4 protein-coding genes are annotated in these 2902 nt (G+C 54.7%); all 4 read left to right on the top strand.

The genetic code is table 11. The annotated features are described in order from the left end of the window. The first annotated feature begins 236 nt into the window (after positions 1 to 236). Positions 237 to 896: a hypothetical protein gene (locus tag AC1DWI_RS18625; RefSeq protein WP_477671198.1), complete on the top strand. Its 660-nt coding sequence runs from the start codon at positions 237 to 239 to the stop codon at positions 894 to 896. Positions 897 to 975: 79 nt separating this feature from the next. Next, a complete protein-coding gene (locus AC1DWI_RS18620; RefSeq protein ID WP_457279021.1) occupies positions 976 to 1290 on the top strand; it encodes a 1-deoxy-D-xylulose-5-phosphate synthase in 315 nt (104 codons plus the stop codon). 130 nt (positions 1291 to 1420) lie between these two features. After that, complete coding sequence (locus tag AC1DWI_RS18615; RefSeq protein ID WP_457279020.1) at positions 1421 to 1873, top strand: hypothetical protein; 453 nt, start codon at positions 1421 to 1423, stop codon at positions 1871 to 1873. 355 nt (positions 1874 to 2228) lie between these two features. Next, complete coding sequence (locus AC1DWI_RS18610; protein ID WP_477671197.1) at positions 2229 to 2474, top strand: hypothetical protein; 246 nt, start codon at positions 2229 to 2231, stop codon at positions 2472 to 2474. Positions 2475 to 2902 lie beyond the last annotated feature (428 nt).

Here is a 2902-nt window from a genome sequence, read left to right as displayed (position 1 = left end):
GCTCACAGCCATCTTCATCGGATGTTCATGGGCGGGCACGTGCTTCTAGGCGCATGCTCTAACATGCTGGGCGATACGGACGCCCAAGGGCGTCCGCGCTTACGGCGCTCCTGTTCTCTGGTCGCTGGTCCTCTCCAACGTTAGGTGTCAATATGCGCTCACCACCCAGAACACCCAAGCCTCTGCGCGACATTCGGTACCTCGAGAGCATCGATCCCCCTCAGCTCGATCTTCCCATGCCGCACTACGCATCGAAGCTCTATGGTTTCCCACGCGCATGTGTAGCTCTTGGCCAGCGCGTCGGAATGAAGTGCGAAGAACTTGGAATGTCTATCGGCCACGCTGATCATCTCTACCTGTGCTTTACACCATCTCTGCCCGATGGGGCAGTCAGGATGACCGAATACGCCACGGAGCATTGGCATCGATTCGTGCTCTGCGGAATGGATCCAGCGTTCAATTCCCTGCCGGACGAAAGAAAACTGGCTGTAGTTACCGAGGCAACGTTTTCAGCACTGCGCATGCTTGCGCCAACCGAGACGCCAGCGCTTGAAGTGCTTCGACACTCAGTCGAGTCAGAAGGCGAGGTGCTCAGAGTGTGTCTTAAGGTCAAAGCGACGAAGCAATACCGTGTACGCGTTGAGCAAACGGTCCCCGTGCATCCACAACCCACCGAGGTATTCGTTGAAGTCACAAATCTGAGAACGCAGCGCTCGAAGATGGTTAGAGTTGCAGAGGTGAAGTTCTACGATGATGCTCCAAGCTTGGTCGATCGCATTGCCATCGTTGATCACAAGCTCACGATCCATCCTCGAAAGTCCTTTCGAGCCAGCCTCATTGCCGCGGACTACCAAGTTCCAATTCAACTTGGCCTGGCCGACCTGAGTGGCGCCTAATCCTTCCTTCAAGCGAACGTGCCTGCGGCGGTCCGCTTAAGTCAAACGTTAGACATTATGAGTAGTAGAGAGCCGGAGCATGAAGCGCATCATGTACATCGAGAACAAATCGGGTGGTTTGAGCGGTTCCGGCCGCATTGGCTGGGTGGAGATGTCGCGCTCGACGCGCTCGTACACGTACGCCGGGAAGCGTTTTCTGAAAACGAAGTCCGGCTACAAATACAACTGCATCGAGGAAGAGACGGGAGCGCGTTACTGGATCTCTGGCCCCAAGAGGAAAGGTGGCGACACGATGTACGGCGGCATTATCGACATTGATGACGATGCAAGGCTTGAGTACTGGGCCAAAGTCCGAGGCCAGCCGGAGTGTATTCATCTAAAGCAGACCAGGTAACCAGACATGTCTGACATTTCGCCTGGCTCGGACACGCAGCAGCAGGATGCTGCTACGCGGCGCTTGCTGTGCGCCGGGAAGCCCGAACGGTAAGCCTCATCAGCGGCGCATCTCTCATCATCAAACAAGCATGACAGCACTTCGCGAAATTCACAGGCACAAAAGTACCTTGCAGTTGGCACGCAAACTCCTCACTGCGGCAATAGTGCTTCAGCTCCCGTTTCTGATCGAGATCGCGCTCAGACAAGCCGATTTACTGCTTCACCTGAACATCCTGGGCAACAGGCAAATGCCGGAAAAGACGTTTTGGTTTTTGAGCCTCACGGCGTCCGCCCTGGCGATCGTCGGGTTCATAATCGTTTGTCGCCAGCTATCGCTATGGGAAGGCGATCTGGAAAACACCGAATTCGTACAGCGAACCCGGCTACTTGGAACCATGAAAATTGCTGCGGGCATCCAGCTCTTCTTCTATCTCGTCTTTCTGCTTCCGCTGTTCAGCCTCATTCCAGTAGTTTGGGCCAGGTCGAAAGCCACCGCCGCCATTCAAGACCTTGAGGTCTTGATGCCCGCTCGTCGGCGCTAGGCGGAGGAGCAGCAAGGATGCGCGTGCCCCCATGTCGCGCGGATGCGTCATGTGGCCGTTGCGGCCATGCCATCGGACAAAAACGGACCCAGTACAGGTAAGTTTTCTCGGTGCCAAGGCTATAGTGCAAATACCAAAACCGCTCCCGGACCTGGTCCAGCAAGCGGGCAGACTGCAGTGGAGGATTGCGGGGTTTTACAGAATTTTTATACTTGTATGAAATTACAGTGTATTTCTTTGAATCTCAGCATACAAGCGGCTTACAGGAGGTTCTAATGTCCAGATTAGATTGCAAGCGCCAGGTTATACCGCAGGTTTTGCGGCATACATCACGTTATATGTCAGCGACCTGTCCATGAGCACGACGTCGTCCGAACTGCTGAACATCATGTCGGTCCGCCTGTCCATGATTGAATCTGGCGTAACGAACCCGCATCCAATTGTCGTAGCAGCAACGAGGCTTTTGGTTGAGCGGCTCAATGCACTGCCGTCGGGCGAAGCCGTTCAAATTACCTACACAGAGAATCCTCTGCATGCCAAGTACATCAGGCAGAGCACAGGTGAAGTTCTTGCCGAGTTACAGCTGCCCCATGACATATAACCTTTTGCTCCAGCGGACAGCTTCGCCGCCCGCTGAGCGCGAACGTTAAACGGCAGTCATGTTCGGTCCTAATCCAATCGGTCACTGGAGTGGTATCAAAGCGCCGAATACGGGTGGTGGCTATCGCTTTCTGAAAGTGGGGGAGAAGTATCGTGTCGTGCGTCCTTTTTCGGACCATGACAGCGACTCGCACCCGGAGGGCGAATCGTGGACGTTTCTTGGTCACGCATTCCTCCGTACGACGATGGGCTCTCTTTGTTTGTCTCGCTAGATGGGGCAAATGAGTGGCATATTCCTATGCAGTGTCGTCCTGAGGAGCAGGGTAGCGTGGTCGATGAATTCGATGACTATGTACAGTCGGTTTAAGGCATTGGCCTCCGGCGACGAGCCGTTTAACAGTTGGCCTCCGGCGACGAGCCGTTTAACAG

Source organism: Polaromonas sp. P3_C2, from assembly GCF_056402675.1.
The sequence above is the reverse complement of the archived record's forward strand: the minus strand, read 5'-3'. Positions and strand labels throughout refer to the sequence as shown.